The 26,520-nt window shown below is 71.9% G+C and carries 26 protein-coding genes and 1 pseudogene; 13 read left to right on the forward strand and 14 right to left on the reverse strand.

Annotated elements, in window-relative coordinates; all coding sequences use genetic code 11:
- Window positions 1–21: 21 nt before the first annotated feature.
- Window positions 22–468 (reverse strand): annotated as a pseudogene (locus KF840_16600) (tyrosine-type recombinase/integrase).
- On the opposite strand from KF840_16600, the gene KF840_16605 reads away from it, so the two are divergent.
- Window positions 467–1,375 (forward strand): restriction endonuclease, encoded by a 909-nt coding sequence (locus tag KF840_16605; protein ID MBX3026527.1) that lies wholly within the window; start codon window positions 467–469, stop codon window positions 1,373–1,375. The pseudogene KF840_16600 and the gene KF840_16605 overlap by 2 nt on opposite strands.
- Window positions 1,376–1,549: 174 nt before the next feature.
- Entirely contained in the window at window positions 1,550–2,134 is a 585-nt protein-coding gene (locus KF840_16610) for a hypothetical protein (protein MBX3026528.1), read from the forward strand.
- A 325-nt stretch (window positions 2,135–2,459) separates the two neighbouring features.
- Here KF840_16610 and KF840_16615 read toward each other — a convergent pair whose 3' ends face one another.
- A complete protein-coding gene (locus tag KF840_16615; protein MBX3026529.1) occupies window positions 2,460–2,873 on the reverse strand; it encodes a PIN domain-containing protein in 414 nt (137 codons plus the stop codon).
- The gene (locus KF840_16620) at window positions 2,866–3,093 is read right to left on the reverse strand and encodes an AbrB/MazE/SpoVT family DNA-binding domain-containing protein (GenBank protein ID MBX3026530.1); all 228 of its coding nucleotides are present in this window, start codon (window positions 3,091–3,093) and stop codon (window positions 2,866–2,868) included. The genes KF840_16615 and KF840_16620 overlap by 8 nt, the downstream gene beginning before the upstream one ends.
- A 203-nt stretch (window positions 3,094–3,296) precedes the next feature.
- Between KF840_16620 and KF840_16625 the strand changes: the two genes are divergently transcribed.
- Window positions 3,297–4,649 (forward strand): virulence factor family protein, encoded by a 1,353-nt coding sequence (locus tag KF840_16625; GenBank protein ID MBX3026531.1) that lies wholly within the window; start codon window positions 3,297–3,299, stop codon window positions 4,647–4,649.
- A gap of 7 nt (window positions 4,650–4,656) precedes the next feature.
- On the opposite strand, the gene mprF is transcribed toward KF840_16625, so the two are convergent.
- The 4 genes from mprF to KF840_16645 all read right to left on the reverse strand — a co-directional run bounded on the left by mprF (window position 4,657) and on the right by KF840_16645 (window position 10,312).
- Entirely contained in the window at window positions 4,657–7,212 is a 2,556-nt protein-coding gene (gene mprF, locus KF840_16630) for a bifunctional lysylphosphatidylglycerol flippase/synthetase MprF (protein ID MBX3026532.1), read from the reverse strand.
- 76 nt (window positions 7,213–7,288) lie between these two features.
- Entirely contained in the window at window positions 7,289–7,591 is a 303-nt protein-coding gene (locus KF840_16635) for a helix-turn-helix transcriptional regulator (protein MBX3026533.1), read from the reverse strand.
- Between the two features lie 68 nt (window positions 7,592–7,659).
- Entirely contained in the window at window positions 7,660–8,826 is a 1,167-nt protein-coding gene (locus tag KF840_16640) for a hypothetical protein (protein MBX3026534.1), read from the reverse strand.
- Window positions 8,827–8,998: 172 nt separating this feature from the next.
- Entirely contained in the window at window positions 8,999–10,312 is a 1,314-nt protein-coding gene (locus tag KF840_16645; protein MBX3026535.1) for a hypothetical protein, read from the reverse strand.
- Between the two features lie 238 nt (window positions 10,313–10,550).
- On the opposite strand from KF840_16645, the gene KF840_16650 reads away from it, so the two are divergent.
- The 3 genes from KF840_16650 to KF840_16660 all read left to right on the forward strand — a co-directional run bounded on the left by KF840_16650 (window position 10,551) and on the right by KF840_16660 (window position 12,373).
- Window positions 10,551–10,823: a hypothetical protein gene (locus tag KF840_16650; GenBank protein ID MBX3026536.1), complete on the forward strand. Its 273-nt coding sequence runs from the start codon at window positions 10,551–10,553 to the stop codon at window positions 10,821–10,823.
- A complete protein-coding gene (locus KF840_16655; protein ID MBX3026537.1) occupies window positions 10,820–11,701 on the forward strand; it encodes a DUF2236 domain-containing protein in 882 nt (293 codons plus the stop codon). Before KF840_16650 ends, KF840_16655 begins: the two co-directional genes overlap by 4 nt.
- Window positions 11,702–11,770: 69 nt before the next feature.
- The gene (locus KF840_16660; GenBank protein MBX3026538.1) at window positions 11,771–12,373 is read left to right on the forward strand and encodes a lysoplasmalogenase; all 603 of its coding nucleotides are present in this window, start codon (window positions 11,771–11,773) and stop codon (window positions 12,371–12,373) included.
- 29 nt (window positions 12,374–12,402) lie between these two features.
- Here KF840_16660 and KF840_16665 read toward each other — a convergent pair whose 3' ends face one another.
- Complete coding sequence (locus tag KF840_16665; protein MBX3026539.1) at window positions 12,403–13,299, reverse strand: inositol monophosphatase; 897 nt, start codon at window positions 13,297–13,299, stop codon at window positions 12,403–12,405.
- 27 nt (window positions 13,300–13,326) lie between these two features.
- On the opposite strand from KF840_16665, the gene KF840_16670 reads away from it, so the two are divergent.
- Genes KF840_16670 through KF840_16680 form a run of 3 tightly spaced genes read left to right on the forward strand, consistent with a single transcriptional unit; the run spans window position 13,327 to window position 15,770 of the window.
- Entirely contained in the window at window positions 13,327–14,505 is a 1,179-nt protein-coding gene (locus KF840_16670) for an alpha/beta fold hydrolase (protein MBX3026540.1), read from the forward strand.
- A 10-nt stretch (window positions 14,506–14,515) separates the two neighbouring features.
- Window positions 14,516–14,842: a DUF3303 family protein gene (locus KF840_16675; GenBank protein MBX3026541.1), complete on the forward strand. Its 327-nt coding sequence runs from the start codon at window positions 14,516–14,518 to the stop codon at window positions 14,840–14,842.
- Between the two features lie 31 nt (window positions 14,843–14,873).
- A complete protein-coding gene (locus KF840_16680) occupies window positions 14,874–15,770 on the forward strand; it encodes an alpha/beta hydrolase (GenBank protein ID MBX3026542.1) in 897 nt (298 codons plus the stop codon).
- Window positions 15,771–15,799: 29 nt separating this feature from the next.
- Here the strand turns inward: KF840_16680 and KF840_16685 are convergent, their stop codons facing one another.
- Window positions 15,800–17,071: an acetyl-CoA hydrolase/transferase family protein gene (locus KF840_16685; GenBank protein ID MBX3026543.1), complete on the reverse strand. Its 1,272-nt coding sequence runs from the start codon at window positions 17,069–17,071 to the stop codon at window positions 15,800–15,802.
- Between the two features lie 163 nt (window positions 17,072–17,234).
- Here KF840_16685 and KF840_16690 point away from each other — a divergent pair, with 163 nt between their 5' ends.
- A complete protein-coding gene (locus KF840_16690) occupies window positions 17,235–18,107 on the forward strand; it encodes a ferritin-like domain-containing protein (protein ID MBX3026544.1) in 873 nt (290 codons plus the stop codon).
- A 21-nt stretch (window positions 18,108–18,128) separates the two neighbouring features.
- Here KF840_16690 and KF840_16695 read toward each other — a convergent pair whose 3' ends face one another.
- The 5 genes from KF840_16695 to KF840_16715 form a co-directional block, all read right to left on the reverse strand.
- Window positions 18,129–19,049 (reverse strand): hypothetical protein, encoded by a 921-nt coding sequence (locus KF840_16695; protein MBX3026545.1) that lies wholly within the window; start codon window positions 19,047–19,049, stop codon window positions 18,129–18,131.
- A gap of 60 nt (window positions 19,050–19,109) precedes the next feature.
- Window positions 19,110–20,198 (reverse strand): hypothetical protein, encoded by a 1,089-nt coding sequence (locus KF840_16700; protein MBX3026546.1) that lies wholly within the window; start codon window positions 20,196–20,198, stop codon window positions 19,110–19,112.
- Window positions 20,195–20,746 carry a YIP1 family protein gene (locus KF840_16705; protein MBX3026547.1) on the reverse strand — a complete coding sequence of 184 codons (552 nt, stop codon included), beginning with the start codon at window positions 20,744–20,746 and terminating at the stop codon, window positions 20,195–20,197. Before KF840_16705 ends, KF840_16700 begins: the two co-directional genes overlap by 4 nt.
- Window positions 20,747–20,899: 153 nt before the next feature.
- A complete protein-coding gene (locus KF840_16710) occupies window positions 20,900–22,063 on the reverse strand; it encodes an amidohydrolase family protein (GenBank protein ID MBX3026548.1) in 1,164 nt (387 codons plus the stop codon).
- A 128-nt stretch (window positions 22,064–22,191) separates the two neighbouring features.
- The gene (locus tag KF840_16715; protein ID MBX3026549.1) at window positions 22,192–24,192 is read right to left on the reverse strand and encodes a molybdopterin-dependent oxidoreductase; all 2,001 of its coding nucleotides are present in this window, start codon (window positions 24,190–24,192) and stop codon (window positions 22,192–22,194) included.
- A gap of 106 nt (window positions 24,193–24,298) precedes the next feature.
- Here KF840_16715 and larA point away from each other — a divergent pair, with 106 nt between their 5' ends.
- The 3 genes from larA to KF840_16730 all read left to right on the forward strand — a co-directional run bounded on the left by larA (window position 24,299) and on the right by KF840_16730 (window position 26,354).
- Window positions 24,299–25,612 (forward strand): nickel-dependent lactate racemase, encoded by a 1,314-nt coding sequence (gene larA, locus KF840_16720; protein ID MBX3026550.1) that lies wholly within the window; start codon window positions 24,299–24,301, stop codon window positions 25,610–25,612.
- Between the two features lie 80 nt (window positions 25,613–25,692).
- The gene (locus tag KF840_16725) at window positions 25,693–25,953 is read left to right on the forward strand and encodes a type II toxin-antitoxin system prevent-host-death family antitoxin (protein MBX3026551.1); all 261 of its coding nucleotides are present in this window, start codon (window positions 25,693–25,695) and stop codon (window positions 25,951–25,953) included.
- Window positions 25,950–26,354, forward strand: a complete 405-nt coding sequence (locus KF840_16730; protein MBX3026552.1) for a type II toxin-antitoxin system VapC family toxin — start codon at window positions 25,950–25,952, stop codon at window positions 26,352–26,354. Before KF840_16725 ends, KF840_16730 begins: the two co-directional genes overlap by 4 nt.
- The last annotated feature ends 166 nt before the right edge of the window (window positions 26,355–26,520 follow it).

Below are 26,520 nucleotides of genomic sequence, written 5' to 3' on the forward strand. Positions count from 1 at the left end.
CTCTGCCGGCAAACGGTACGCGATTCGCCGCTGGAGCTTGTCCATCGCAGCTTGAATGTGATCGCCGTTGGCGTGCGCGTACTGGGCGACCATCCGCAGCGTCCGGTGCCCAGAGATGCGCGCCACCGTCGGCAGGTCCACGCCGGCTTGCACCAAGTGGGTGATTGCCGTGTGGCGCAGGCAGTGGGGTGTGACCTGTTCGGGATCGAGTCCGGCCGCTTCCACTACCCGCCGGAACGCCTTCCGAATCGTCACGGTGCGGCCCGCCTTCGCCGCCGCCGACGGAAACAGCCAGGGCGTCTCGCTATCGAGCGAACCCAGAAGAGGCCGCAGGAACTCCACTGTCAATCGGCGTCGCGGCCGTAGCCCAGCGTCACCTTGCTCCCCCTGACGTGCTTCTGTAAGCGTCACCGCGGCCGAGCATCCGGGGTTGGTTGGTGACTCTCTAGAGCGGTGCGTGCGATCCATGGCGATCCCTGACTTTCAGGCGCTAATGCTTCCGGTACTTCGCCGTCTCGGCGACGGTCAGGAGCACGCCCTTCGTGAACTTGTGGCTGCCATCTCGGACGAGTTTCGGCTCACGCCCGAAGAACGCGCCCAACCCTTACCGAGCGGAACGCAACCGATCATCACCAATCGGGTTGCGTGGGCGAAGACGTTCTTGCAGAAGGCTGGCCTCGTTGAGCCAGTCCGTCGCGGGGTTGCACGCATCTCTCAACGTGGGATCGACGTGCTAGCCCAGAAGCCATCTCGGATCGACATGAAGTTCCTGCAGCAGTTCCCCGAGTATGTCGCGTTCCGTGCGATTCGCCGCGAAAAGCCCGAAGCCACAGACGATGACGAGGACACGACGACGGCGACCCCGGAGGAAGCACTTGAAGGGGCCTATCAGCGGCTCCGCGCCGAACTCGAAACCGAGGTGCTGGATCAAGTGAAGAAGGCCACGCCGGCCTTCTTCGAGCGCCTAGTGATCCGAGTGCTGGTCGCAATGGGCTACGGAGGGACCCTCTCGGAAGCGGGGAAGGTCATCGGTGGAAGCGGCGACGAAGGCATCGATGGGATCATCAAGGAGGATCGCCTCGGCCTCGACGTGATCTACGTCCAGGCGAAGCGGTGGGAGAATCCGGTTGGTCGACCGGAGGTCCAGAAGTTCGCCGGGGCACTGCAAGGGCAGCGGGCGCGGAAGGGTATTCTGCTGACCACGTCGACATTCACCCGCGAGGCTCAGGAATTTGCGCTCAGAATCGACAGCCGCGTTGTCCTCGTCGACGGGCCAACGCTGGCCTCCCTAATGGTCGACCACAATGTCGGCGTCTCCCCCGTCCGGTCATTCGACCTGAAGCGCATCGACTCGGACTTCTTCAGCGAGGAATAGCGATTCTGCGATAATCCTCCGGGCCTTCTGGTTCATGCCGATCCGCTCTGTGACGAGATGACAGCCTGAATCGACGGGCAAGGGAGTGCAGTGAGTGATGGCAGATAAGGGACCCACTCCAGCCGGACCAAGGCCGTAGCCGTGAGCACTGAAGGCCCAACCTCCCCGAGCGGCCTGAAGTTCTATTGGCTGGAAGAGTACCTGTTCGTCGACGTGCGCCGGCGCTTTCAGGCCGACAGGCAGCTCAGCGCCTTCGACTTCTTCTCAATCATCATCTGGAAGTCGAACCGCTCCAAGTCCAAGGTCGCGCGCCGACTGCTCGACAAGCACAAGGAGCACGGGGACTTGGAGGCGATCGTCCGCAAGCTGACACGCGACCTCGCCGACGCATCGGACAAGTTGGCCTGCATCATGGAGACGTGGGGGTTTTGGTTGCCGCTCGCGTCCGCGATTCTCACGGTGCTCTGGCCGGACGAATTCACCGTCTTTGATGTCCGCGCCTGTGAAGCCCTGAGGGGCTTGGGGAAGGAGGACTTCTCGAAGCTGGCAAGTCGCACGTACTCACCGACCCTGGCCGCGGACTATCGGCGGTTCGTTGGTGCCGTCCGGTCCGTAGAGGCCGAGGGACTGACCAAGCTGCGCGACAAGGATCGGCACCTGTGGGGGGAGTCGGCCCGCGACCAGTTGGAGCGCGACATCGCCAACGGGTTTGTGAAGAGTCCGTCGGCACAAGAGACACCCAGCTCCAAACCGGAGTAGTGCGGAGTGGCCGGCACCCGGTGTAATTCCGGTGAAATCTCGCCCGGAAAAACCGGGGCGCATGAGGAAACGGCGGGAACGCACCTCGGGTGTCGTCCGGCCGAAGCCCTTGAAAGAAGAACTGTTCAGGGTTTCGAGGAATTCTTGGGAACACCCAGCTCACACACTGAAAATCCCTGTGTCGGCAGTTCGATTCTGCCCCTGCCCACCTTCTCTCCCGGCGAAATCCGGAGGTTGAACTTCGGGCGCGCGAGGCGGCGGCGCGTCGGCCCCGGCGGGAGCGCCAATCCTGAAGATCCCCGCGCCGGCGGGGCGATGTCGAACCCTACAGCCCGATGTGTTCCTGTGTCAGGCCGGCGACCGCCGCGAACTCCGGGTCCTTGTGAACCAGGACGGCCTGGCGCAGGACGGCGGTGGCGGCGATCCAGGCGTCGGCGACCGACAGGCCGCCCCGCTGCTTGATGCGGGCCGCTTCGACGAGGATCGCCGGCTCGCAGCTCACCCAGTGGAGGGGTAGGGCATCGAGCAGCCGCAATGCCGACGCGGCAGCCTCGTCCCCTTCACTCGCCGCAATGCGGTAGAGCAGCTCCATGCGCGTCATGAACGACACGTACGCGCTGGCTCGCCGTTTGCGCACCGCATCGACGATCCGATGCACCCGCTCGGCGCCCGCCTCGTCGTCGCGCAGCGCCAGGATCGCCGAGGTGTCGAGCACGTAGCTCGGACCTCGACTAGGCATCGCGGGCCCGATCGCGGCGCCGGTCGCCGAGGAGCTGCTTGACCGTCCCTCCTCGTCCCGAGCCGCGAAAGGCGGCCAGCGGATCGTCCGGGAGCGGGATCACGCGCGCCGTGGCGCCCTCGACGATCCACTCCAACGTGGTCTCCGCCTTGATGTTCAGTTGCCTTCGAATGGGCGCGGGAATGGATACCTGTCCGCGCGTCGTAACCTTGGTACGCACACGAGTCCAAGTATCATGTAAACGGCACGCTCACAAGATGCGCTATGGTGATGCACGACGTGAGACACGCTGATCGTTCCGCGACCACCGTCCGGATTCCCGCCGGCGCGCCCGAACACGCGGCCCATGCCGGCGCGTTCACCGCTTGGCGTGCTCGCGCTGCCCCTTTGCCTTCTGAGCCGCCGCTTGGTCTGTGTGCTGGCGTGCGTCTCCACCGGTCACCAACGCTGGGGGTCGGCTCGCTGCTCGGGCTGCTCGTCCTCGCCGCCTGCCAGCGCGGCGCGGCGCCGGTGTCGCAGCGCGACGAGGGACGCTTCGGCCACGTGCAGGCATACGCTCCCACCAATGGCGGCGCCGCCGGCCTGGTGTTCCTGTTCTCCGACGCCGACGGCTGGAACGCGGCGCTCGATGCCGACGCGCGCGCCCTCGCCGCCGAGGGGGTGGCGGTCATCGGCGTCGACCTGCCGCAGTACCAGCGCGGCCTGGCGGCGAGCGACGACGGCTGCCACTACCTGATCTCCGAGGTCGAGGACCTGAGCAAGCGCTACCAGCGCGACCTCGAGTTCCCGGTCTACCGCACGCCGATCCTGGCCGGCATCGGCGCCGGCGGCGCCCTCGCCTATGCCGCGCTGGCGCAGACGCCGGCGGCGACGGTGGCCGGCGCGGTGAGCATCGATCCGACGCCCGCGCTCCGCACCACGGTGCCGCTGTGCGAAGGCGCGCCGACCTCGCCCGCGCCGGGCGGCGGGTTCACCTACGGCGTCGCGCCCAGTCTCCCGGGTTGGTGGCTGGTCTCCCGCCGCGACGCCCTGCCGGCGGCGCTGCAGCCGCTGGCGACGCCCGGCAGCGGCGACGGCAGCCCCGCCGAGCGGCTGCTCGCCGGCGTGCGCGCCGGCCTCGCCACCGCCAGCGCCGTCGCGCCGTCGGCGCTCGCCGAGCTGCCGCTGGTCGAGATCCCGGTGGCGAAGCCCAAAGGGTTGATGGCGATCATCTATTCCGGCGACGGCGGCTGGCGCGACATCGACAAGCAACTGGGCGAGACGCTCGCCGCGGCCGGCGTGCCGGTGGTCGGCATCGACAGCCTGCGCTACTTCTGGCGCGCCCGCACGCCGGACGAGGTCGGGCGCGATCTCGGCCGCATCATCGACGCCTACGCCACGCGCTGGCAGACGCCGCGCGTCGCGCTGATCGGCTACTCCTTCGGCGCCGACATCCTGCCCTTCGCCTACAACCGCCTGCCCGAGGCGGCGCGGGCGCGGGTCGTGCAGGTGTCGCTGCTCGGCGTCGAGCCGCGCGCCGCCTTCGAATTCTCCGTCACCGGCTGGTTCGGCGGCGCGCCGCCGGCCGACGCCCCCGCCGTGCTGCCCGAGGTGCGGCGCATCGCCGCGGCGAAGGTGCAGTGCTTCTACGGCGACGAGGAGGAGGACACCCTCTGCCGCGATCCCGCCCTGGCGTCGGTGGAGATCATCAAGACCGAGGGCGGCCACCACTTCGACGGCGACTACCAGGCGCTGGCGCGCCGCATCCTCGACGGCGCGAGGCGCCGCGCCGAGTAGGCGACGCCTACTTCGCCACCACCCCGCGCAGGCCGCTCGACACCAGGCTGGCGACGTTGGCGAGCACGCGCGGCAGCACCAGGCCGCCGGAGTAGACCAGGTACTTGGGCCGCCACTCGGGGTCGAACTTGCTCTTGAACTGGCGCAGGCCCTGGAAGTTGTAGAACTGCTCGCCGTAGCGGAAGGCGAGGGCGCCGACCCGGTTCCACAGCGGCGCGGCGCTGCGCGCCTCGAGGCCGGCGAGCGGCGCCATGCCGAGGTTCATCCAGGCGTACCCCTCGTCCTTCGCCCACAGCAGGATCTTGAGGAAGAGATACTCCATGACGCTGGGCGGCGCGGCCCGCAGGTAGCGCATGAGATCGGGCGACACTTCGGCGCGCTCGGCGGCGCACCAGAGGTTGGCGAAGGCGACGATCTCGCCGCGCCAGCGCACCACCGCGAGCGGGCACTGCGCCAGGTAGCCGGGGTCGAAATTGCCGAGCGAGAAGCCCTTCTCGCGCGTCCGCTTCTCGCGCAGCCAGGTGTCGGAGACCGCGCGGAGCTGCGGGATCAGCTCCGGCACCCCGTCCGGCGGCCGCACCTCGAACTCCGCGCCCTCGCGCTCGCTGGAGCGCAGGACGTAGCGCTGCTGCTTGCGGGCGCTGCCCTCGAGCGAGAACGCGGGCAGCGAGACCAGGGCTTCCTCGCCGAACTTGAGCGGCGACAGTCCCGCCTCGAGGTAGTGCGGCAGCGCCGCCGCGCTCGCCTCGTAGAACACCGGCCAGGTGTCGTGACGGTCGCAGAGCTCGAGGAAATCCCAGATCAGCTCGCGGCGGTTGTCCGTCGTGCCGACCGGATCGCCCATGGCGACGCAACTCCGGCCCGAGACCGCGTACATGAGGAAGGCGCTGCGATCGGCGTTGAACAGGAACGACTTGTCGCCGAGCAGCGCCAGGTGGCTCGCCGCCACCGGCGAGCGGGCGACGACGGCGCGCGCCGCCGCCAGGCTGTCGGCGTCGGGCGGCGCCGGCCGCAGCCGCGACGGGCTCAGGAGATGCCACACGGCAAGGGCGGCGGCGACGACGCCGACCCCGACGCCGGCGCGCAGGAAGCGCGGCGCATCGCCGAAGAAACTGAACTCCCACCACAGCTCGCGCGAGTACTCGGTGTGCTTGTGGACGAAGAAGCCGAACCACGCCGCGGCCACCAGCACCACCGTCACCGCGACGCCCCAGCCGACGGTGAAGCGCTCGCCGATGAGCGAGGCGTGACGATCGAACTCGCCGCGGCACGGCACCAGCACGCCGAGCATCGCCAGCAGCAGCAGCGACTCCTCGTAATCGAGCCCCTTGAGCAGGGCGAGCACCGCACCGGCGGTCAGCAGCACGACGGCGAGGTGGTAGGCGGCGTCGAGCCGCCGTTGCAGCCCGCTGGCGAGCAGGATCAGGCCGAGGCCGATGAGGCTGGCGAGGAAGTGCGAGGCCTCGAGCACCGACAGCGGCAACACCTCGCGCAGCAGGTCGAGCCGGTTCGCGTGCCGCCGGCCGGCGCCGGAGAAGAGCAGCACGGCGCCGGCGGCGAAGACCGCCAGCGCCATCACCCGCGGCGCCATCTCCGATACCCAGCGCCCGGCGACGGCGCCGGCGGCGGCGAGACGGGCGCCGCGCTGGCGGATCTCGAAGGCGACCAGCAACAGGGTCGCGAGCGCCAGCGGCAGCACGTAGTAGACGACGCGATAGACGAGCAGCGCCCCGACCAGCGCCGGCGAATGGCCGTGCGGCGTCAACGCCAGCAGGATCACGGTTTCGAAGACGCCGAGCCCGCCCGGAACGTGGCTGCTGACGCCCGCCACCTGGGCGACCACGAAGAGCGCCGCGAAGTGGGAAAAGCTGATCGGCATGCCGTGCGGCAGCAGCACCCAGAGCACCGCCGCGGCGACCAGCCAATCGACGGCGCCGACCACCACCTGCGCCGCGGCGATGCCCGGCCGCGGCGGCGGCACCGTCCAGCCGCGGATGGTGAGCGGCCGGCGCCAGAACCACGGCACGACCAACGCGACGGCGACGACCCCGAGCAGCGCCGCGCCGACGCTGTGGCCGATCGACGCCGGCAGGTGCAGGTGGGCGGCGAAGGTGACGGGATCGACCAGCAGCGCGGTGCCGGTAACGGCGCAGACGCCGACCCAGAAGGTGGCGGCGGTGAAGCCGATGAGCAGGCTGATCTCGCCCGGCGGCAGCCCCCATGAGGCATAGAGGCGGTAGCGCGGCGCGGCGCCACCGAGCACCGAGAAGCCGATGTTGTGGGCGAACGCGTAGCCGAGAAACGACGCCAGCGCGGTTCGCCGGTAGGACAGCGGACGCCCCAGGTAGCGCAGGGCGAGCGCGTCGTAGCCGGTGAGCAGGAGGTAACTGATCGCGGTCAGCCCGAGGGCGATCTCGATCTGCCGCCGGGTCAGGGCGCGCAGGGCCCGCCGCACGTCCTCGTAGTGGTAGGCGGCCAGCTCGCGGTGCAGCAGCCAGATGGCGCCGGCGAAGAGGGCGAGGACGAGGAGCGGCGTCAATCGCCGCAGCCGGGCGGTGCGCATGGCGGCTCGGAGGTAACGCCTACTCATAGCCGCGGGCGTGCGCCGCCGCCAGCGCGCGGCGCCGATCGTCCCGCGCTCAGCGCCGCTCGGCGGAGGGCAGCAGCTCGATCTGGCCGGGCAACGGGCGGTCGCGCTTGGCCTTCGCGCGCGGCGCCCGGCCGGGGTTGGCGGGCTCGAAGAAGACCGCCAGGTCGATGTCGAAGGCGTCGGCGATCGCCTCCAGGTGGTGGATCGTCGGCACGTGGCGGCCGCTCTCCCAGCGGCGGACCGTGCTCGCCGAGACCGCGCCGACGCGCGCGGCGAAGCCCTCCGGGCTCAGCCCGAAGGCGAGGCGCAGATTGCGCAGATTGACCGGGTTCCAGCGCTGACCGCGACCCATGGCCGTCCGGTTACACCACCGGGCACGGAGAAGCACGGGCGGCCTCTCCGTGCCCGGCAGCGGAGTGTCTACTGGCAGTCGGCGCCCAGCAGGACGGCGAGGTCGCCGAGCGCCGAGCCGAACAGGTTGATCGCGCCGCGCGCCTTGAGCCCCGCCAGGTCCCTGCTGCTCAGCGCCGAGCACGTCACCGGCGCCCCGCTGCTGCTCGCCGGCGTGCCGTTCTTCGGCACCGTGGCCGAGGCGTTGAAGTTGGCCGTGGTGATCAGGGTCGATGCCGTGGCGGTGGTCAGCGGCACGCAGGCGCTGCCGAGATTGATCGTGATGTCGGTGCCGTCGCACGGCGCGGCGCGCTCGACGGTCAGGGCGGCGCCCAGGTTGCACTGCATCTCGCCCGGGCGGCCCGCGGCGCCGGCGGCGGGATCCAGGCAACTGCACTGGCAGATGTCGAAGTTGGCGCCGACCGGATCGGGCCCGTTGCAGGCCCCCTTGTCGGGCAGGCAGTCGGCGTCGTTCGAGCAGGAGACGTCGTCGGTCAGCGAACAGTAGCCGGTGCAGCCGGAGAGCGAGGCGACGCGGGGCGCGCACGCGGTCGCGCACTCCGCCGCGCACGCATCGTTGCCGCCGCAGGAGCCGATGTTGCCGGACGAGCGCAGCTCGAGCCCGAGCGGAGCGCCGCCGTCGCACTCGACGACGGCGCTCGGGCACGGCTCGCTCCGCGGCGCGACGCAGACGAAACCGATGGCCGGAATCGAGATGGGCTCGATCGTGCCGACCGTGCAGGCGCACTCGCCGCTGGCGGCATTCTCCGGCACGTCGCAATCGACGTTGATCGATCCCGTCAGGGTCAGCGCGATGGGGTTGTCCGCGGCCCCGAAGTAGAGCTGGAGGCTGCTGTCGCCGCCCAGGGTGCAGTTGCCGGCCTCGGGGGTCTCGGTCGGCGTCGCCGAGGGCGTGGCGGTGGGCGTCGGAAGCTCGGGACAGCCGTTGAGGGCGTTGTTCACGCCGAGGATGAGCTGCGCGATCGTCACCTCGCCCTGACCGTTGGCGAACGCCGGACAGGCGCTCACCGGCTGCTCGCCGAGCGCGATGTTCACGCCGATGATGAGCTCGTTGATCGCCACCTGGCCGTCGCCGTTGCAGTCGCCGACGCACTGCGCGCCGGCGCGCCCGCCGGACGTGGCGAGCAGGATGGTTGCGAGGAACAGGGCCGCGGTGAAGCCGCTTCGAGTGTCCATGGGATCCCCTCCGCTGATGGGTTGGCGAGTCGCCTGTGCCTACCCTAGCAAGCAGGCGCCGGCCTGGGAGGAAAAAAAGTGGGGGCTCGGGCGACCGCCCGAGCCCCCGGATCCATTCGCGGCGAACGCAACGGAGGGACCGCGCTGGGCGGCACGGCCCCTCCGCTTCAGGTCACTGACAGACGAAGGTGTTGCGGCTGCGGATGTCGCCCAGCGTCGAGTCGAAGAACCCGAGCTGGCCGACCAGCTTCAAGCCGGTGATGTTGCCGGCCTTGAAGCTCTCGCAGCTCACCGGCGCGCCGTTGACGGACTCCGGCCCGGTGGCCGGAAGCGTGGCGGTGGGGCTGTTGTTGGCCCTGATGATGACGCCCGTCGAGGTCTCGCTGCTCACCGCGCCGCACACCGGCGCCAGTTGGATGGTCGCCGGATCGCCGCAGACGCCGTTGGTCGGCAACTCGACGTTGATCTGGGTGCCGAGGTTGCACGACAGGCCGCCGGCGGCGCTGGCATCGCCGATCCGGGTGCCGGAGCAGACGCAGTTGCAGGTGTCGAAGTGCGCCACCGGCTCGCCGCCCGGGCACTGACCGCCCGGGCACTCGCTGTCGCGGTTGCACTCCATCTCGTCGGCGCTGCCGCCCTGGCAGTAGCCCTCGCAGCCGTAGTTCTGGCGCGCGAAGCCGGCGCCCAGCGAGGCGCAGTGCGCGTCGCAGCTCTCGGCGCAGTCGGCGTTGCTGGTGCAGGTGCCGATGTTGTGGTTGGCGTTCAGGTCGACGTCGAGCGCGGTGCCGCCGTCGCAGTCGATGCTCCCCGCCTCGCAACCGCTGGCCGGGTTGACGCAGACGTCGCCGATCGACGGGATGATGACCGGATCGAACTGCTGCAGCGTGCAGAAGCACTCGGCCGTGCCGTCGGCGCCGGGCGCGCCGCAGTCGATCTCGAAGGTGCCGGTGGCCGGCAGCGCCAGCGGCAGCGCCGCGGTCTGCAGGAAGAGCTGGCTGCCCTGACCCAGGTCGCACACGTGGGCGCCGAGATTGTTGTTCGGGGCCTCGGTCGCCGTCGGCGTCGGGGTGCTTTCCTGTTCCGGCGTGTTGGTGATGGTCGCCGTGGCCGTGCCCGCCGGCAGAGTCGGCGTGTGGGTCGGCGTGTCGATCGGCGGCACGGTGTTGGTCGGCGTGTCCACCGGGACCGTGTTGGTCGGCGTGTTGACCGCTGGACAGCCATTGAGCGCGTTGTTCACGGCGGTGATCAGCTCGTTGATGGTGACCATGCCGTCACCGTTGACGTCGTACGATTCGCAGGCGGTGATCGGCTGGCTGCCGAGCGCGATGTTGACGCCGATGATCAGCTCGTTGATGGCGACCATGCCGTCGCCGTTGCAGTCACCGACGCACTCCTGCGCCCGCGCCGGCGCGGTCGCCAGCAGCGCGGCCAGTGTACAGCCCATGGCGAGCGTCGCCGCCCGCCACCCCAGGTAGCGTTGCATCATTTCTTCCCTCCTTTTTTCGCCCAGTTAGAGAATGAGGATGGTTGCCGTACGAAAACCATCCCCAACAAAGGCAGTTTTGTCTAGTCGAATCGCCGCGAAGGGTCAAAGCGCTGCGCGATGCCGACGCGGGGCCGCTCCCCGCGGGTCCCGGGGCGCACGCCTTGCCGCGGCGACGCCGCGGGGCGGGAGCGGGCGTCACTCCCTTGCATTGCGACGCGCGGGATTTGCACAATGCCGCATGCGCTCGTGGCAGGTGATGGCGATGCTGGCGCTGCTCGCCGCGACACCGGCGTTGGGTGGGGAGCGCGAGGTCGACGTGAACCGGCCCCGCAGTCCGTTCGACTGCGACCTGCCGATCGGCATCGACTGGTACGGGTCGACGGCGCGCTGCCTCGACGAGCTGTGCGGCAACTTCAACGTCATCAACGAGTGGCTGTTCGTCGACGACCACAAGCGCCGTCGCCGCAACCCCTGCTACGGCCGCAACCCGACCTCGTTCGACGGCCAGTGAGCCCGCCCGCGATCGACCGCGCCGGCCTGGCGCGCCTGCGCGCCGCCACCGGCCGACGGCGCATCGATCCGAGCGCCGGGCTGTTCGCGCCCGACAGCATCACCCGGCGCGTCAATCGCGAGGCCGTCCTGCTGCTCGGCGGCGGCCGGGCGCTGCTCCTCCAGGTCGCCCATCCGCTGGTCGCCGCCGGCGTCGCCGCCCACAGCCGCTTCGAGCGCGAGCCGCTGCAGCGCCTGGTGCGCACCCTGCAACTGACCCTGACCATCGTCTTCGGCAGCGCCGCCGAGGCGCTGAGCGCGGTGCGCGGCATCGAGCGGGCGCACGCCCGCGTCCACGGACGGCTCGAGCGCGCCTGCGGGCCGTTCCGCGCCGGCACGCCCTACGATGCCAACGATCCGGCGTTGCTGTTGTGGGTGCACGCGACCCTGGTGGACAGCGCCCTCGCCGCCCACGACCGCTTCCTCGGCCCGCTCAGCCCCGCCGAGCGGCGGCGGTTCTACGACGAGTCGCGGCTGACGGCGCGTCTGTTCGGCATCCCCGACGCGGCGGTGCCGCCGACCTACGCCGCCTTCCGCGCCTACCTGCGCGGCATGCTGCGCGGCCCGACCCTCGCCGTCAGCCGCGACAGCCGCGCCATCGCCGCCTCGCTGCTGAGCCCGCCGCTGCCGCCCGGGCTGCGCCAGCTCGCCGCCACCACCCGCCTGTTCACCGTCGGACTCCTGCCGGAGGTGATCCGCGAGCGCTACGGCTATTCCTGGGGTCCGCTGCGCGAGCGCGCCCTCGACGCCACCGCCCTCGCCCTGCGCGCCGGCGTGCCGTGGCTGCCGTCGCTGCTGCGCCACTTCCCGCAGGCGCGGCGCTCCGCCGCGGTCGCCTGAACGGCGCGGCGGCCGCGCCGGCGGCGCCGCGCTTTGCTTCCACTGGTCGGTGTGCCAGGGTCGCCCGCCATGCTCGCCGACCTGATCTTCCTCGCCTTCGTCGCCGCGGCGGTGGTCGACTGGATCGCCGTCGCGCAGCAGCACCAGGCGCTGGAGTGGATCGCCAAGCCGGCGGCGCTGGCGCTGCTGCTGCTGTGGGCGGCGATGGGCGACGCGCCGAGCTGGGCGTTGCTGGCGGCGCTCGCCTTCTCGCTGCTCGGCGACGTCTATCTGATGTTGCCGGCCAACCTGTTCGTCGCCGGGCTGGCCGCCTTCCTGGTCGGCCACCTCGCGTACATCGACGCCTTCCATGCGCCGCTCGGTTGGCGGGTGATCTGGAGCGCGCTGGTGCTCGGGGCGAGCGCGCCGCTCGGCCTGCGCATCGTCGGCGCCGTGCCCTCGGCGCCGCTGCGCATCGCGGTCGCCGCCTACATGATCGTCATCGCCGTCATGACCGGCTCGGCGATCGCCGCCGGTCTGCCGCTCGCCGTGGTCGGCGCCCTGCTGTTCATGCTCTCCGATTCGATGATCGCCTGGAACCGCTTCGTCGCGCCGTTCGCCGGCGCCCGGCTGGCGATCATCGTCACCTACCACGTCGGCCAGGCGCTGCTGGTCCACGCCCTGCGTTCCTGAGCCGCCGCGGGAGGCGGCGCCGCGGCGGCTCAGCGGTGCGGGGCGAGCACCGCGAGCATCGCCTCGTGCAGGGCGCCGTTGCTGGCCAGCGTCTCGCTGCCGACGACGCGGTGCGCGGCGCCGCCGAAGTCGCTGACCGCCCCACCCGCCTCGCGCACGACGAGGGCGCCGGCCGCCACGTCCCACGGCCCGAGGCGCCACTCCCAGTAGCCGTCGAGCCGGCCGCAGGCCACCCAGCACAGGTCGAGCGCCGCCGATCCGGCGCGGCGGATGCCCTGGCAGCGCAGCATGAAGTCGCGGATGGCGGCGAGATACAGATCGGCGCGTTCGCGGCGGTCGTAGGGCGTGCCGGTGGCGAGCAGCGCCTGGTCGAGCGCGGCGGTGGCGGAGACCCGGATCGGCTGGCCGTTGCAGCGCGCGCCGCCGCCGCGCACCGCGGTGAAGGTCTCGCCGCGCAAGGGATCGGCGACCACCGCCACCTGCCCCTCGCCGCCGCGCAGCAGGCCCAGCGACAGCGCGAAGTGCGGATGACGGTGCGCGAAGTTGGTGGTGCCGTCGAGCGGGTCGAGATACCAGACCCAGCGGTCGGCCGGCGGCGGCGCCGGCGTCCGCGCCGCCGAGGCCTCCTCGCCGACGACCAGGTGATCGGGCAGCTCGCGGCGCAGGCGCTCGACGATCAGCGCCTCCACCGCGCGGTCGGTCTCGGTCACGAGATCGACCGCGCCCTTGTGCTCGATCCGCTGCGGCCGCCCCACCGCCTGGCGCAGATGCGCGGCGCCGGCGGCGACCAGGTCCTCGGCGAGCGACAGGTACTCGACGAGCTCGGACATGCGGCGCACGGTAGCGGCGAACGCCCGGCAGCGGAAGCCGACGCCGCGGGCGCGGCCGAGCGCGCCGTCGATCCCGGCGTTCCGTTGCCCCTGCACCCCCGGCTCGACTAGGCTGCGCCGGCGATGTTCGACACCCTGCTGGCGCGCGGCGAGCACCTCGCGGAAGTGGAGGCGCGGCGCGCCCTGCTGCGCTTCCTCAACGGCATCGACTGGCTGATCCGCGACCCGTCGGACATCGTCGGGCGGACCCCCTACGACGTCGTCTACCAGCGCGACAAGCTGCAGCTCCGCCGCTACCACCATGCCGACCGCAGCATCCGCCCGAGGCACGACCTGCCGGTGCTCTGCATTCCGCCGCTGATGGTGAAGCCGTTCATCTTCGACCTGATGCCGGAGCGCAGCCTGATCAAGTTCCTGCTCGACCAGGGATTCGACGTCTTCCTGGTCGACTTCGGCGAGCCGGATCGCGCCGACGCGCTGGTGACGCTCGACGACTACGTGCTCGACTGGATCCCGACCGCCGTCGCCCGCACCCGCGAGGTCGCCGGCAGCAGCGAGCTGTCGCTGCTCGGCTACTGCATGGGCGGCCTCTTCGCGCTGATGTATCTCGCCACCACCGCCGACCGCGGCGTGCGCAACGTGGTGACCATCGGCGCGCCGCTCGACGCCGGCAAGATGGGCCTCTTCGCCTGGGCGACCAAGATGGCCGGCGGCCAGGTCGACTTCCTGGCGCGGCGCATCGGCAACGTCCCCGGCAGCCTCTCGAGCACCGTCTTTCGGCTGCTGACGCCGGCCAAGAACATGACCCGCTACGCCGACCTGTTCATGAACCTCTGGGACCGCGAGTACATGAACGGGTTCGACGCCATGAACCAGTGGGTGGGCCAGTTCATCGACTACCCGCAGGGCGCGTTCCGGCAGTTCGTGCGCGACTTCATGCAGCACAACCGGCTGGCGCGCGGCACCATGCGCTTCGGCGACCGCGTCGCCGACCTGCGCCGCATCGACGCCAACCTGCTGGCATTCGCCGGCAAGACGGATCAGATCGCGCCCGCCGCGGCGGTGCGCGCCCAGGTCGACGCCGTCGGCAGCCGCGACGTCACCTACCGCCTGGTGCCCGGCGGCCACATGGGCGTCCTCGCCGGCCACGGTGCCCCGCGCCACGTCTGGCGGCCGACCGCCCTGTGGCTGGCGGCGCGCTCGACCGCGCGACCGCGCCGCGCCCGCCAACCGGCGGCGCCCCAGGGCGCCCGCCGCGCCACCCGCGGACCGCGCCGCAGCCGGCGCGCCGCCCGTCACTGAGGATCCGTCCATGCTCTTCGTCGCCGAATACGCCTTCGCCTGGGACGCGCTGGCCACCGTCGCCGCCAAACGCCTGGAATGGGACGGCGCCCAACCCGACGGCTTCCGCTTCGTCGGCGAGTGGGTGTGGAAGGAGCGCGAGCCGGCCTTCCGCGGCGTCGCCGTGATCGACGCCGAGGACGTCGAGGCGCTCAATGCCTTCGCGCTGCACTACGGCACGTCGCTGACCATGACCTTCCACCCGGTGAGCGACGTCATGTCGGCGCTGACCCAGATCGGCGTGCAGCCGAAGGTGCGGCTGGTCAGCCGCCGCCCGCGCGCCAAGCGCGGCGCCTGAGCAGCGCGCCGCCGACCGCCGGAGAATCGCCATGGCTGAATCCCCGATGATGCTGCCGGAATGGATGGGCGGCGCCGACCCCAGCCGGATCGGCTTTCCGCTGCCGGTCGATCGCGCCGCCTACGAGAAGACGCCCGGCATCCCCTACAAGACGACGGCGAGCGGACCGCTGCTGCTCGACGCCTACCGTCCCGCCGGCGGCGCCCGCCACCCGCTGGTGGTGATGATCCACGGCGGCGGCTGGGCGCGCGGCGGCCGCTTCGAGATGGGCCTCACCAAGTGGGCGGCCTACCTCGCCAGCGCCGGGCTGGCGGTGGTCTCGATCGACTACCGGCTGGCGCCCCAGACCACCTTTCCCGATTCGTTCCAGGACTGCCTCGATGCGGTCGACTGGGCGGTGGCGCACGCCGACCAACTCGGCGCCGATCCGACCCGCATCGGCCTGTGGGGCGATTCCGCCGGCGGCCACCTGGCGCTGCTGCTGGCGACGTCGCAGACCCACCCGGCCTACGCCGGCCCGCGCATGCGCACCGACGGCGCCCGCCTGCGCGCCGTGACCTCGCTCTACCCGCCGACCGACCTCATCGCCCTCGATCGCGCCGAGCAGCGCGCCGGCGTCGCCCGCATCGTCCGCGACTTCGTCGGCAGCGAACCCGACGCCGCGCCCGAGCGCTGGCGCGAGGCCTCGCCGATCGAGCACGTGCATCCCGCCCTGCCGCCGATCTTCGTCCTCCAGGGCACGCGCGATCTCCTGGTGCCGGCCTCGCAGGCGACCCGCTTCGCCGAACGCCTCGCCGCCGCCGGCGCCCCGCACCGTCTGGAGATCGTCGACGGCGGGGTGCACGGGTTCGACCGCATCGCCCCCGACGCCCGCGCCATCGCGCTGATCGAAGCGGTGCGGGAGTTCCTGCGCCAACGCCTGGCGTGAGGCCGAACGCCGGACCCGCGCCAGCCCGCTCACACCAGCCGGAGCTCCGCCGCTTCGCGCGCCAATGACTCGCGGAAGCGCGGGTCGGCGAGGCCGATGAGGGCGCGGGCCCGTTCGGGGATGCTGCGCCCGACCAGGTGGGCGACGCCGTGCTCGGTGACGATGGTCTCGACGTGGGCGCGCGTCGTGACGACGCCGGCGCCGGGGCGCAGGGTGGAGACGATGCGCGAGCACGCGCCGCCGGCGGCGGTGGACGGCAGGGCGATGATCGCCCGCCCCTCCTCGGCCAGCGCGGCGCCGCGGATGAAGTCCATCTGGCCACCGACGCCGCTCAGGAGCTGGTGGCCGATCGAATCGGCGCACACCTGACCGGTGAGGTCGACCTCGACCGCCGAGTTGATCGCGGTCATGCGGCGGAAGCGACGGATGACGGCGCTGTCGTTGGTGTAGTCCGCCGGCCGCATCTCGACCGACGCGTTGTCGTCGACGAAGTCGTACAGCCGCTGCGTGCCGGTGAGGAAGGCGGAGACGATCTTGCCGCGGTCCACCTCCTTGTAGGCGCCGGTGACGACGCCGCGCTCGACCAGCTCGACCACCACGTCGGTGATCATCTCGCTGTGGATGCCGAGGTCGCGGTGGTTGGTGAGCGCCAGGGCGACGGCGGTCGGGATGGCGCCGATGCCCATCTGGATCGTCGCCCGATCGGGCACCAGCGCCGCGATGCGGGCCGCGATCGCCCGTTCCACTTCGCCGATCTTCGGCAGCGGCACCGCCGCCGGCGGCGCGTGCACCTCGACGCCGTAGTCGATGCGCGCCACCGGGATGAAACTGTCGCCGAGCGTGCGCGGCACCGCCGGATTGAGCTGCGCGATCACCAGGCGGGCGGCGCGCACCGCCGCCTGGGCGACGTCCACCGAGGTGCCGAGCGAGCAGAAGCCGTGCCGGTCCGGCGGCGAGACGTTGAGCAGCGCGACGTCGACCTGCACCGCGCCGCGCTGCATCAGGTAGGGGATGTCGGAGAGGAACACCGGCACGTACTCCGCCCGCCCCTCGGCGACGGCGCCACGGGCGTTGGCGCCGATGAACAGCGCCCGGTGACGGAAGTGCCCGGCCATGTCGGCGGCGAGGTGCGGCGCCGCGCCCTCGAGATGCAGGTGGGTCATGGTGACGTCGCGCAACTCGGCGGCGCGCGCCACCAGGCCGGCGAGGAGCGCGTTCGGCACCGCCGCGGCGCCGTGGACGAAGACGTGATCGCCGGAGCGGATGTGCGAGACGGCGTCGGCGACGGGAACGATGCGCATGGGCCGAGAGCCTAGCAGGCGGCGCGCGCCGCACCAGCCGCAAACGCCGGCCAGCTCCAGGGTCTTCTCGCCAGCCGCCCGGCACCGCGATGCAGGCCCGGAGATCACGCCCAATCCGCGACCGCACTTTTCGGGCTGGTTCATTTCCGCTAACTGGCGATCCATGACCGCCGCTGTCGAGGATCTCAGCACGCCGCTGCCCACCGTCACCGTCGGTTCCGACGAGCACAAGGCGCTGTTCTGCCGGGTGTTCATCGAGACGCACGATCCGTACGACCCGGCGCAGGTGGCGTGGCCGGACGTCGACGAGGTCACCCTCAAACGCCTGCGCTCGATGCCGTTCTGGAACGAGGCGGTGTCGACCGAGCACGACGTCGCCCGCAAGGTGCAGGCGCTGGTGCCGCACGAGCCCGATCCGCACCTGCGCGAGGCGATCGCGCTCAACGGGTACGAGGAGGGCCGCCACTCCGCGCTGCTCGACCACATGCTGCGCCACTACGAGATCCCGCGCCCGGCGACGCGCGAGGAGCGCCTGTCCGACGACCCGCTGTGGGACTTCATGCGCGTCGGCTACGGCGAGTGCTTCGACTCCTTCTTCGCCTTCGGCCTCTACAAGCTCGCCGGCGATTCCGGCATCTTCCCGCCGGCGCTGCTCACCGCGGTGGCGCCGATCGTCCAGGAGGAGGCGCGGCACATCCTCTTCTTCGCCAACTGGATCGCCTACTGCCGGGCGCGCGAGGGCGGCGCCGGCAAGCTGACGCACATGGCGCGCTGCGCGGCGGCGATGACGGCGCAGGTCTGGGGACGGGTGAAGACGGCCATCGGCACGGCGCGCGGCGGCAGCGGCGGCGCCGAGCCCGAGGACGACTTCATGATGGGCGTCAAGGACTCGCTCGACGTCGTCAGCTCGCCGCGCCAGTTCCTCACCGTCTGCCTGAGCGAGAACGACCGGCGTCTGGCGGCGTACGATCCGCGCCTGCTGCGGCCGACGTTCGTCCCCAAGCTGGCGCGCGCCCTGGCGCGCGTCGTGCCGTGATGCGGGCGACGGCGCGCCGCCTCACGGCGGCGTGATGCGCACGATCAGCCGCGCCGGCGCGCCCAGGTTGCCGGCCCGGTCACGCACCCGGGCGGTGACCAGGGTGTCGCCGCTCGGGAAGGTCAGCGGCGCCGACACCGGGGCGCAGAACTGCCGCTCGCCGGCTTCGTTGAATCGGCAGCCGTAGTCGCCGCTCTCGAAGCGTATGCAGCCGAGATCGCAGGTGCGGGCGCCCGGTTTGCCCAGGCCGTCGATGAAACGGCAGCCCAGGTCGTTGAGCGGGTCGGCGATCGCCTGCGGATCGTCGAGACGCGGCGGATCGATGCCCGGCACGCCGCCGAACGTCGGCGCCGCCCCGTCGCACACCGCGGCGCTGCCATTGCCCAGCGGTCGCGTCGCCTGCACCTGCAGGTCGGGCACGCCGCCGTCGACGAAGGTGTCGACCCCCAGCGCCTGCCCGCTGGGGCCGGGCTTCGCCTCGACCACCAGCGAGAAGCCGAACCCGTACGACCGCCGATAGATCGGCACGCCGTCCGGATCGGTGTCGGTCGGCGGCTGATACGAATCGTCGGCGTTGGTGAGGCCGAAGAAGAGGATGGCCGGCCCGCTGGCCGGGGTCGCGGTCACGGTCGGCGTCGCGGTCGCGGTGCGCGACGCGGTGACGGTGCGAGTCGCTGGCCGCGGCGTCGGCGAGGCCGCGGCGCGGCAGCCGTCGAGGGCGTTGTTGACGCCGGTGACCAGCTCGCTGATCGCCACCACCCCGTCTCCGTTGGCGTCCAGCGCCGGACAGGCGGCGACGGATTCGCTGCCGAGCGCGACGCCGACGCCGAGGATCAGCTCGTTGATGGCGACGCGGTCGTCGCCGTCGCAGTCGCCGACGCACGCCGCGTGTGCCGGCATCGCGAGCGCGGCGACGAGGACTAGGACGAGCGGGCGGAACATGCTGTCGAGGATGCGGCTCGGCGTCGATTTGATGCGCCGGAGCGGTCCGGCGCGCGGCGTTCAGCTCTCGCTGCCTTCCCGCTCGCAGCCGGTGAGCGCCCGCGCGACGGCGGCGACCAACTGGTCGATGGTGACCGGCCCGTTGCCGTAGGCGGGGCACGGCAGCACGCTCGTGCCCAGCGCCAGGCCGACGCCGCGCAGCAGCTCGTCGATGGTCACCTCGCCGTCGCGATCGCAGTCGCCGGGGCACGATTCGGTGACCACGAACTGGGTCGAGGCGATCTCCGCCGATGGTTCGGTGAAGACGCGAATGCGGTGCGGTCCCTCGGTGGCGAGCAGCGGCACGGTGACGTCGACGGCGAAGGTGCCGAGCGCGCCGGAATTGGCGGAACCGACCAGGGTGTCGTCGAAGTACACCGTGAGCAGTTGCGGTGGCCGCAGGGCGCCACACTGCGGCGTCTGCACGCGCAGCGTGCTCCCCGGAGGCCCCGACTCCGGGGACAGGGTCGGCAGGTCCGGGCAGTCGAGGCAGAAGCGCACTTCCTGGTCCTCGCCGGCGACCGTCACCGGCAGCTCGAGATCGAGGCGGCCGACGCGCAGGATGTAGTCGCCGTCGGCGATGCCGTCGAAATGGAAGTCGCCGTTGGCGTTGCTGCGCGCCGTCTGCCCGGAGCGGCGCAGGCGCACCTGAACGTTGGTGGCCGGCAGCGCGCAGCCGTCGCCCATCACCAGGTGGCCGCGGACGCGATGCCGCCCCGGCGACGGCGCGCCGAGGCCGATCTCGATCGCCGGGTTGCGGCCCACCAGTTGGTCGGCGCGCTGGCTGGTGGTGAAGCTCTCGAAGCCCGGCGCGCTGGCGGTGAGGCGGACCATGTCGCGGCTGCGGAGCTGGACGGCGAAGGCGAAGCTGCCGTTCACGTCGGTGACCGCCAACCCGCTGGCGTCCGGACCGCTGCCCTGCAGGTTGCGGAACGCGACGGTCGCCGAAGGGATCGGCACCGCGTCGCCGCGGTCGAGGTTGTAGACGCGGCCGCGGACGATGCGCTCGCCGAGGTTGTCGTCGGCGACCGCCCGCCCGGCCGCGATGGTCGCCAACAGGATGAGCAGCGCGCGGCGCGACGGCGATCGGCGACCGGTGCGCACCGTCATGCCGCGGGCGCCTGGCCGGCCGAGGCGCTGAACGAGCCGATCACGAAGAAGGGGATCATGATGATGAGGATCTGGACGAACCAGCCGATGAGGCACACCAGCACCGCCCGCCAGGTGCTGTCGTAGTCGAGCGCCTGGCGCACGGCGACGATCATCGCCGCCAGCCCCCACGCCGCCGCCGCGATCATGATCGGGGCGCCGATCCCGGGGAGGAATCCCAGCCCGCGCAGCAGGCCGGGCGCGGCGGCGAAGCCGAGGGTGCGCAGCAACTGCCCCATGTCGGCCTCGGTGGCGGGCTGCGGCAGCAGGCGGGTGCCGATGATGTAGGTGAGGAAGGCCCAGATGTACCAGCCGACGAGGTTGACGATCAGGCCGAGCACGAATCCGGGCTGGCCTTCGATGCCGGCGGTGCCGATGCCGCCGGCGATGCTGGCCAGCACCACCACCGCCGTCGCCTGCCCCATGCTCGACGGATCGGCCTCGACCTCCTCGTAGAGACTCGGGTCGAGCCTGGCCGCGCGACTCACTCGCTCGAGCATCGATGCCACAGTTTGTCCCCGCCCCCGCTGTCACGGCCTAGCAGAGGCCGCCAGGCTTTAGAAAGACTGGGATTCCGGTCTCATGCAAACGTCGTGACGACGCGTTTTGCTGCATCGCCGCGCCGCCGCTGCCGGGGCTGCGGCGGCGGCGCCGGTCGCTGCTCAAACCGCCGCGGCGGCGCCCATGAGGTCGAGGAAGTTGTCGCAGTAGAAGCGCTGGCGCACCCGCTCGCCACAGGCGCCGAGCGAGGCGTCGAAGCGGCGGATGGGATGGCGACCGCCCTCGACGTGCGGGTAGTCGGAGGAGAACATGCAGACCTCTTCGCCGGCCTGCTCGACGATCCAGCCGACGGGTTCGCTCGGATAGGGGGTGACCCGGATCTGGCGCCGCACGTACTCGCTCGGCCGCAGCGCCAGCAGGCGCAGCCGTTCCTCCGACTTCGCGAACGCCTCGACCGCCGATTCCATCTGCCGCATCCAGCTCGGCAGCCATACCGCGCCCTGCTCGATGACGCCGATGCGCAGGCGCGGGAAGTGGTCGAGGACGCGATCGAAGATCATCGTCGCCAGCGTCTGCATGGGCGGATACGGAATCGCCATGTAGTCGACGGAGCGGAAGTTCTCGGCGCCGCCGTGGAAGTCACTCACCGGCGGCAGGCCGTTGGCGAAGTAGTTGGGGTCGAGCAGCCGGCCGCCGCCGCCGACGTGGAAGACGATCGGCACGCCGGCCTCCTGCGCCACCGCCCACACCGGGAAGAGGCCGGTGTGGCTCGGCGAGTGCCCGGGCGGGCAGGCGGAGGGGATCATCAACGCCCGGCAGCCCAGGCGCACCGCTTCCTCGGCCATGGCGCGGGCGCGCGCGAAGTCGGCGAGCGGCACGTAGCCGACCGCCAGCAGGCGGCGGTCGACGGCGCAGAAGTCGGCCATGGCGCGGTTGTGGGCGCGGGCGACGCCGTAGCACAGATCGAGATCGCCGCCGTGCTCGACGTCGACCAGGTACTTGTTGAAGAAGGTGTTGAACACCAGTTGGCTGCGGAAGCCGAGCAGGTCGAGGGCGCGGCTGCGATCCTCGCGCAGGAAGGAGCCGATGGCGCTCCAGTTCTTGCGCAGCATCACCTCGGCCTCGGCGGCGGCGCGATCGGCCGGATCGCGATGGCGGGCGCGCCAGCGCTCGATGAAGCTGTCCTCGCCGGGCTTGACGGTGCCGACGTAGACGCGGCTCATGCGCGAGCGGATCGCCGGATCGGCGTAGGGTTCGAACCAGTCGGGCGTCTCCATCACGTGCGCGTCGGCATCGTGGATGACGCGATCTCCGGCATAGGTCATGGCGGGCGCCTCCCGCCGGCGACGCTAGCGCCACCGCGGGGCGGACGCCAAACGGAATCGCACCCGCCGCCCGCGCCGGCGCCCGACCGGCGACGTCCAGGGCGCGACCGGCGGCGCCTGGCCCGAGGCTATCTCGAGCCGGGCTGCGAGGGCCGCGCGGCAGCGGCGGCCTCCAGAGCCTCGACCTCGACCCGCGCGTCGTTGAAACAGGCGCCGCCGCCGATGTCGGTCAGGGCATCCGGAACGAGCGCCGTCGCGGTGGCGCCGTTGAGCGTGCTCGCGCGCCACAGGCCCTTGGCGAGGGTGACGATGCCGCGGCGCAGGTCGGCGCTGAGGCGCAGCGGCACGTGCACCTCGCCGAGCTCGTTGACGACGCGCACCGGCTGGCCGTCGCGCAGGCCGCGGGCGCGCGCATCCTCGGGGTGCATCGACAGCACCGCCGGCCGCGCCGCCTGCTCGCCGAAGATCGAGTTGATGGTGCGGTCGGAGGCCGGGCTCAGCAGCACCAGCCGGCCGTCGTCGCGCACCGGTCGATAGGCGACGGGACCGAGCGCCGGCGGGCAGAGCTCCACCCGGCCGCTCGGCGTGGCCGGGAACACCGTGCCGAACTGCACCACGTCGCCGCTGTCGCCGAAGCGCACCGGCAGCGCGCGATCGCGGCGCAGCGCCGCCAGCGCGGCGGGCGACAGCGCATCGGCGAGCAGCGCCTCCTCCTCGGCGGCCGCCGCCGCCTCGAAGCCGAGGGCGCGGCCGAGGCGGGCGAAGAGCTGCGGGTTGGTGAGCGACTCGCCGAGCGGCGCGATCACCGGCTCCGAATACTGGGTCACGTAGTGGCCGTAGGCGCGGTGCAGCTCGGTCTGCTCGAAGATGGTCGTCGCCGGCAGCAGCACGTCCGCATAGCGCGCCGTATCGGTCATCACCTGCTCGTGCACGACCGTGAACAGGTCCTCGCGCCGCAGGCCGGCGATGACGCGGTTCTGGTCCGGCGTCATCGCCACCGGGTTGGCGTTGTAGACGAACAGCGCCTTGATCGGCGGCGCGAGCGGCTCGGTGAGCACCCGGCCGAGCTGCACCATGTTGATCTCGCGCCGCGGCGCCGGCGCCAGGTCGAGACGCTGCAGGCGCGCGTGGTCGATCGGGTGCGCGCGGCTGAGGCTCATCGTCATGCCGCCGCCGCGGACGCCGAACTTGCCCGCCACCGCCGGCAGCGCGAGGACGGCGCGCGCCGCCTGGCCGCCGTTGTGGTTGCGCTCCAGGCCCCAGCCGCAGCGCACCACGGCCGGCGAGGCGGCGGCGTAGGCGTCGATCAGGCGCGCGATGTCGGCGGCCGGGACGTCGCACTCCGCGGCGGCGCGCGCCAGCGGCCACTCCGCGGCGGCCCGCGCCAGCTCGTCGAGCCCCGTCACCTGCGCGGGATCGGCGAGGCCGCGCCGCGCCAGCGCGTCGATCATCGCCAGCGCCAGCACCACGTCAGTCCCCGGCCGCGGCGCCAGGTGCAGGCTGGCGGTGCGGGCCAGCGGCGTGCGCCGCGGGTCGATCACCGCGACGAAGGCGCCCGCCGCCTGGGCGGCGCGCACGTGCGGGACGAGGTGGATCGAGGTGGCGGACGGGTTGACGCCCCACAGGATGATGCAGCGCGCCAGCGCGTAGTCGGCCGGCGGGACGCCGGGCATGGCGCCGTACATGGCGCGGTGCGCGGCGCCGGTCGGCATCGCGCACAGACTGGTCAGCAGGTGCGAGGCGCCGAGGCGGGCGAAGAAGCGGGCGTCGGCGCCGTTGTCGCCGAGCAGGCCGTTGGAGCCGCCATAGTGGTAGGGCAGGATCGCCTCGGCCCCGTGCGCCGCCGCGACGGCGCGCAGGCGCTCGGCGACGAGCGCGATCGCCTCGTCCCAGCCGATGCGCGCGAAGCGCCCCTCGCCCTTGGCGCCGATCCGGCGCTGCGGATGGAGCACGCGCAGCGGCGAGTAGACCCGCTCGTCGTAGCGCCGCACCTTGGCGCAGATGAAGCCGTCGGTGAGCGGATTGCGATGCGACCCGTCGACGCGGGTCAGCCGACCGTCCTCGACCGTGACGCTCAGGCTGCAGGTGTCGGGACAGTCGAGCGGACAGACCGAGTCGAGCACCGCCATGCGCGACTGCTAGTGCGGTCGGCGCGCGCCCGCAAGCGCCGTCGATGAACGTGTGACCGCGGCAGGCCGGCGAGACCTCCGTGCGCCTCCGTGGTAGATGCCGACCATGCAGATTCGCCTGGATTACGGACGAACGGGCCTTCTGGTTGATCTGCCCGACGACGTAGACGTCAGCGTCCTCGAGCCGCAGAAGGGGGCGCCGCTGCCCGACCCGGCGGCGGCGGTGGCGGCCGCCATCGCGGCGCCGATCGGCAGCGCGCCGCTGCGCGCGCTGGCGCGGGGCAAGCGCGACGCGGTGGTCGTCATCTCCGACAAGACGCGACCGATCCCGTACGGCGTCGTCCTGCCGCCGATCCTGGCGGCGCTGGCAGCCGGCGGGCTGGCGCCGGAGCGCATCGAGATCCTCGTCGCCACCGGCCTGCACCGCGCCAACACGCCGGACGAGCTGGCGGCGATGACCAGCCCCGAGATCGTCGCCCGCTACCGCATCCGCAACCACGCGGCGCGCGACGCCGCCCAGCACGTGCATCTCGGCCGCACGGGGCGCGGCACCGATCTGTGGATCGACCGCGGCTACGTCGACGCCGAGCTGAAGGTCATCACCGGCCTGATCGAGCCGCACCTGATGGCCGGCTACTCCGGCGGCCGCAAGGCGGTGGCGCCCGGCTGCGCCGGCGTCGACACCATGCGCCGCCTGCACGGCGCGGCGATGCTCGAGGAGCACATCGGCCCGGGGCTGATCGAGGACAATCCCTTTCACGCCGAGCTGGTCGGCATCGCCCGCCGGGTCGGGGTCGACTTCATGTGCGACGTGACCATCGACCGCGCCCGCCGCCTCACCGGCGTCTACGCCGGCGACCTCGAGCAGGCGCACGCCGCCGGCGTCGCCGCCGTCGAGGCGCACGTGCGCGCCGAGCTCGACCGCCCCGCCGACGTGGTCATCACCTCGGCCGCCGGCTTCCCGCTCGACGACACGTACTACCAGTCGATCAAGGGCATGGTGGCGGCGCTCAACGTCGTCCGCCGCGGCGGCACCATCATCCTCGCGGCGGCCATCGACGAGGGCATCGGCAGCGCCGAGTTCCAGCGCCTGCTGGCGGAGACCCCGTCGCCGGACCACTACATGGCGCGCATCACCAGCCCCGGCTTCTTCACCATCGATCAGTGGATGCTGCAGCACCTCTGCCAGGTGCGCCGCAAGGCGGAGGTGATCGTCGTCAGCCACGGCCTCGCCCGCCTGCCGCGCACCAACCTGCTCGCCGAGCTGGCGCCGACGGTTGAGGACGCCCTCGCCCACTGCCGCGCCCGCTACGGCCCGCGCCCGCACGTCGCCGTGCTGCCCGAGGGCCCCTACGTGCTGCCGACTGTGCGCGGCCGCAAGCTCGCGCTCGGCACGGCGTGGCTGGACGACGCGGCCTGACCGGGGCCCGCCCGGCTCGCGCGCGCCGGGAGGTGCTGGCCGTGATTGCAGTGTCCACCACGCGGTAATAATGTGTCCACATGGACGTCGGCGTGCGCGAGCTCAAGCAGAACCTCTCCGCCTATCTCGAACGCGCCGCGCGTGGCGAGACGATTCGGGTCACCGATCGCGGCCTGCCCAAGGCGATCCTCGGGCCTGTCCCGGGCGCCGTCCGGCTCGACGAGGGCCTCGCTCAGGGCTGGATTGCCGCGCCCGCGTCGCGCACCCGCGCGGGTCACGTCCGCCGCGCCAAGGCGGCCGTGCGAACGGACGACGTGCTGGCCGAGGACCGCGGGGAGTGAGCCTGTACGTCGACACCAGCGCCTGGCTCAAGCGCTACGTCAGCGAAGAGGAGAGCGACGCCTGCGAGCGCATGTTGCTCGCCGACCCCTCGTGGGTGACGGCGCGGCACACCTGGGTGGAGGTGGTGCGCAATCTGGCGAAGTTGCTCTCGGGTGGCGAGCGGGCGCGCATGAAGAAGGTCTTCGCCGCCGACTGGTCGCGTTGCCACGTCGTCGAGCTCGACGACACGACCTGCCATCGAGCCGGCGAGCTGGCCGAGACGCTGCAGGTGCGCACGCTCGATGCGTTGCACCTGGCCGCCGCCGAGCGCGCCGGAGGCGCCGCGCTGCCGTTCCTGACCTACGACCTCCGCCAGGCGCAGGCGGCGCGGTCGCTCGGCTGGACCGTCCTCGGCCGCTGAGGGCGATCCTGGCAGGCGCCGCGGAAGCGGCGCCCCCAACGCGGTTCGTCGCCTGCCGTCAGCTCGCCGCGCGCACGTGGCAATACGGCGCGCACCCTCGTACTCGTACTCGTACTCGTACACGTACTCGTACACGTACCCGTACTCGTACCCGTACACGTACACG

The sequence above is a fragment of the bacterium genome (assembly GCA_019637795.1).
GTDB lineage: Bacteria > Desulfobacterota > Binatia > HRBIN30 > CADEER01 > JAHBUY01.